The organism is Occallatibacter sp., from assembly GCF_049802275.1.
GTDB lineage: Bacteria > Acidobacteriota > Terriglobia > Terriglobales > Acidobacteriaceae > Telmatobacter.
Window position 1 is genome coordinate 1 of record NZ_JBARMD010000192.1, and the last position, 4,512, is coordinate 4,512.

4 protein-coding genes and 2 pseudogenes are annotated in these 4,512 nt (G+C 58.9%); 4 read left to right on the forward strand and 2 right to left on the reverse strand.

The window, feature by feature from the left end:
• Positions 1 to 199: 199 nt before the first annotated feature.
• The 3 genes and pseudogenes from WA354_RS06395 to WA354_RS06405 form a co-directional block, all read left to right on the forward strand.
• Positions 200 to 433: pseudogene (locus tag WA354_RS06395) on the forward strand (transposase); the annotation flags it as partial.
• A 107-nt stretch (positions 434 to 540) separates the two neighbouring features.
• Positions 541 to 1,008: pseudogene (locus WA354_RS06400) on the forward strand (IS5 family transposase); the annotation flags it as partial.
• The gene (locus WA354_RS06405; RefSeq protein WP_472812174.1) at positions 1,005 to 1,379 is read left to right on the forward strand and encodes a hypothetical protein; all 375 of its coding nucleotides are present in this window, start codon (positions 1,005 to 1,007) and stop codon (positions 1,377 to 1,379) included. The pseudogene WA354_RS06400 and the gene WA354_RS06405, both read left to right, overlap by 4 nt.
• 233 nt (positions 1,380 to 1,612) lie before the next feature.
• Here WA354_RS06405 and WA354_RS06410 read toward each other — a convergent pair whose 3' ends face one another.
• Positions 1,613 to 2,236 (reverse strand): FMN-binding negative transcriptional regulator, encoded by a 624-nt coding sequence (locus tag WA354_RS06410; RefSeq protein WP_472812175.1) that lies wholly within the window; start codon positions 2,234 to 2,236, stop codon positions 1,613 to 1,615.
• 173 nt (positions 2,237 to 2,409) lie between these two features.
• Between WA354_RS06410 and WA354_RS06415 the strand changes: the two genes are divergently transcribed.
• Positions 2,410 to 3,405 (forward strand): hypothetical protein, encoded by a 996-nt coding sequence (locus WA354_RS06415; protein WP_472812176.1) that lies wholly within the window; start codon positions 2,410 to 2,412, stop codon positions 3,403 to 3,405.
• Between the two features lie 147 nt (positions 3,406 to 3,552).
• Here the strand turns inward: WA354_RS06415 and ilvA are convergent.
• On the reverse strand, positions 3,553 to 4,512 hold a 960-nt coding region (gene ilvA, locus WA354_RS06420; protein WP_472812177.1), incomplete at its 5' end, for a threonine ammonia-lyase.

Genomic DNA, 4,512 nt, shown 5'->3' on the forward strand with positions numbered 1-4,512 from the left:
CAACGGGCCGGTCATTGGGCCAGCACCCGACGGTTCCGATCCTTCATTCGACATTTCAGATTTCGCCAGCGTCGGCAGCAGCATGTCCGTGGTTTTGAAAAGATCCGAACGCTGAATTGTTATCGAGCTTGTTTCAAAAATAGGTTCGGCCTCAAGTCAGGCACTTACGCTTGAGGTAGTTAACTGTTGAGCTTCTGTCATGAAGAGGCGGCAGAAGCTGTTGGCTGATTCGCAGTGGAAGTTGATTGAACCCTTGCTTCCCCAGCCGAAGCGGCGGCGGGATAGGCGAGGACGACCGCCGGCGCCGAATCGGGCCTGTTTGGAGGGCATACTTTGGGTTCTGCAAACCGGGGCGGCGTGGCGATTTCTGCCTGACGAGTTCCCTTCGCCGTCGACCTGTTGGCGGCGATTACAGCGGTGGCAGGAGCAAGGCGTCTGGCTGAATGCATGGCGTACGCTGCTGGGGACACTGGATAAGCGAGGTCTGCTCAAGTGGGACGAGACCTTCCTTGACGGCAGCTTCGCTCCGGCAAAAAAGGGGGCTCGGCAGTCGGCAAAACCAAGCGTGGCAAGGGGACGAAGTGGATGGTACTGGTCGACGGTAAAGGTCTTCCGATGGGAGTTCGGCTGGAAAGTGCCTCTCCGAGCGAAGTTAACCTTGCGGAGGCCACAGTCGCCGAAGTCCGCGTCCCCCGGCCGCGCGGCCGTCCGCGGCAAAAGCCGAAGCGCATCATAGCCGACCGCGGCTACGACTCCGACCCACTGCGCGAGCGATTCAAGAACCGAGGTATCGAACTGATTGCGCCGTATCGGAAGAACAACAAACTGCGGCGCTATGAAGATGGCCGAAAGCTGCGCCGCTACAAGCGCAGATGGATCGTGGAAAGAACTAATGCTTGGCTCGGGCAGTTTCGACGATTGCTGGTTCGTTACGAGCATCTGCTCTCCATTTATTACGCCTTCTTCTACCTCGCGTGCTTCTGGATCACACTCAGAAGGCATTTTTGAAACAAGCTCTAGTGATGTTTGGCGAGATGGCGATGTTTACGATTTTCATTACAGCGGGAATCGTGACGCGCAAGAAACCGAAGATTCATCGGTCAATGATGCTGCTGACGGGGCTGACGATTCTGCCGGGGGCGACGGCTCGCATCCCGATGCTGGTTCCGGTGTTTGGGCATAGCGGATGGTTGGGTTTATTCGGGCCGGCGTTCTCTCTGGGTGCCTTACTGCTGCTGATTCGCATGGCAATGACGCGCAGGTTCGACCCATGGCTTGCGGGAGGATATGCGGCGTGGGTTGTTGCTTACATCGGGTCGACACACCTTTCGACGACCGAGACGTGGAGTCGAATGGCTGCTGAGATTTTGCGGTTTTGATGCTTCGGCGGAGACAACCGCCATCTTTGGATGTCGCTGCGCGAACCAAGCAGATGAAAATTGCATTGTTGGCAACGTGCTTTCCCACCCAAGCGGAGCTTGGATGGGGCACCCATTGCGTGCCTGGAGTTAACAATTCAGGGGCAGAACTTTCGACTCCGCTTCGCAGGACACGCTTCGGTGACGCCGGCCGCACGCTGTTCGACTGAGACGAGTGATGCCATTGCTGCGACTCATTCGATGAGGCGGTTCATCCAGGAGGCCAGGGCTTCCTGGTCGGGAGTGCCTGCGGAGTGGGCGGCTTGGACGGCTTGGCGGTCGACTTCGGGGCGATTCTGGCTGATTTTGAATTTGCCTTCGATGCGAGCGATGGGAATGCGAAAACCCATGATACCGGCGAGCATGGTGCGGCGGAATCCGCCGGGTAGATTGCGCCATTGTTCCAGGTAGGCGGGGTCGTTGGCCTCGATGAGGCCGGTGAGAAGCGCGTCTTTTCCTGCGTCGTCTTCGACGAGCGAGAGCGTGCCGTAGGCGTGGACGGCGATGTAGTTCCAGGTGGGGACGGATAACTCCTCGGCGTAGAGCGAGGGGCTGACATAGCTGTGCGGACCGGGGAAGACGACGAGGGTTTCGCGATGGGCGAGAGACTGCCAATGGTGGTTGGCTTTGGCGAAGTGGCCTTCAAGGATGCCGTGCGGGCCTTCGTCTTTGACTACGAGAGGGAGATGTGTGGCGTGATGGAGGCTGGGGTTTTCTGTCGAGCCAAGGGGGCCGATGAGGATGGCGAAGGAATAGGCCTGCATGGCTTCGATGAGAATGGAGCGATCGGGGACCTGGTTGAATTTTGGTGTGTACATTGAACTCCTGGTGAACCGGAGAACTCGGGGAAACGTACATCAACGTTAACGGGCTCGGCGGGCAGAGTGCAAAGTTGCGCCCGGAATGATTCGTGACGAGTTGGCTGGCAGTGAGTCGTAGTCTTTGGATCGTTCATGATCTCAGGGCGGGGGTGAGGATGGGATCGGAAACGTTGAAAGTTCAGGACGTTCAGGTTGAATCAAAGAAGAGGCGCGGGATTTGGCCTGCGCTGGGGCTAGTGTTTGTGGCACCGCTGGTGGCGGAATTTCTGCTGGGGAATCTGCCGATCAAACTGCTGCCTGCGCTCATCGTGCTGGCGCCAATGTATGGAGGCGGGGCGCTGCTGATTCGCGAAGTGGTGCGGAGAACGGGGCGCGGATGGCCGAGCATTCTCCTGCTGGGGATGGCGTACGCGATCTTTGAAGAGGCGTATACGACGCAGTCACTGTTCAATCCGAACTATCTGAAACTGAATTTGGGATTGCTGACGCCGGCATATATTCCTTCGCTTGGAATCAGCGCGTGGTGGACGCTTTGGATGTTTATGGTGCATGGGATCTGGAGCATCTCGACGCCGATTGCATTGGTTGAGGCATGCGTGCCGGATCGGGCGCGGACGCCGTGGCTGGGCCGTGTGGGGCTGGTGGTGGTGGCGTTGGTGTTTTTGTTTGGAGCCTGCGCAAACACGGCGATCGGATACAAGCAGGATCACTATTTGGCTTCGATGGCCCAATTTGCTGGGGCGGCGGTGGTGATCACGTTGTTGGTGGTAGCAGCGCTTTTGATTCCTCAGCGGCGAGAAATCGCGCGCACTGGTTTGGCGCCATCGGCGTCGATAGTGGGCGCGGTCGCGTTGGTGATTGGGTCGGCGGCGCTGTTTGTTCCGATGAGCTGGGGATGGGGAGCGGTAGCAGCATTGCTTGCGCTGGATGCGGTGATTCTGGTGCTGGTGGTTGTGTGGTCGCGGCGATCCGGGTGGGGACTTCGATACCAGCTTGCACTTGGGGCGGGCGCGGCGCTTGCGTACGGGTGGCACGCGTTTCTGCAGCATCCAGCGGTGGGTGGTCTGGGTCCTGGTGTGCGCGTGGGGAACGCGATTTTTCTGGCAGGGGCGGTAGGGTTGATTTGGTTCGGTGCCAGACGGAGTGGTGTGGGTGGGGACCTGTAGTCGTGCTGATGATTGTGATTTCCCACCCATGACGCGATGTAGCTACGTCATGGATGGGGCACCCAATTTCATTCAGATACAAACAAAAAGCAACTGCAGATCCTTCGACTTCGCTCAGGATGACACGTGTTGAAATAGGTGACTTCGTTATTGGATTCTTTCGAAGCGGAAGCCCGCTTCGCGCAGGGCGTGGCTGATTGCTGTGATGTGGGTGGCGCCTCGGGTTTCTAATGTGACATCGATGACGGTTTCGCCGAGGCTTACGCCGTAGTAGGCGCGGTTGTGAATGGTTTCTACGATGTTGGCGCGCTCGCGGGCGAGGATCTGAGTCAGGTGAAGGAGAGCGCCGGGGCGATCTTGCAGATAGACCCGTACGCGTAGCAGGCGGCCGTCTTTAACGAGGCCGCGTTCGATGATCTTGGCTAGCAAGGTGACGTCGATGTTGCCTCCGCAGACGAGGACTACGGTGCGGCGGTGGCGGAGATTCGTTTTGGATTGAACAACGGCTGCGAGTGCGGCTGCTCCTGCGCCTTCGGCTAATGTTTTTTCCTGTTCGAGGAGCATGAGGATGGCGCTGGCGATTTCCTCGTCGTCTACGGTGACGATCTCGTCTACGTAGCGGGAGACGAGAGGAAGCGTGACATCGCCGGCGCGACGAACGGCGATGCCATCGGCAATAGTGGCTTCGGCGCTAATGGTGACGGGAGCTCCGGCCTCGCGTGCGCGGAGCATGGAGGGCAGACGCTCGGGCTCGACGCCGACAACGCGAATTTTAGGATTGTTTTCTTTCAGAGCACAGGCGATGCCGCTGATGAGACCGCCGCCGCCGATGGGGACGACGACGGCTTCGATGTCGGGGACCTGTTCAAGGAGTTCGAGGCCGATGGTGCCTTGACCGCAGATGACCTCGGGATCGTCGAAGGGATGAATGAAGGTGCGGCCTTCTTCGACGCGACGCCGCAGAGCTTCGTCGCAGGCTTCATCGTAGCTGGCGCCGTGGAGAATAACTTCTGCTCCGTAGGCACGCGTGGCGGCTACCTTGATTTGCGGAGTGGCGAGGGGCATCACGATCTGGGCGCGGATGCCGCGCTGGGCAGCGTGGAAGGC

Coding starts and splice junctions, on each gene's coding strand:
- WA354_RS06410 (WP_472812175.1), bottom strand. CDS start 2,236: ATGTACACACCAAAATTCAACCAGGTCCCCGATCGCTCCATTCTCATC.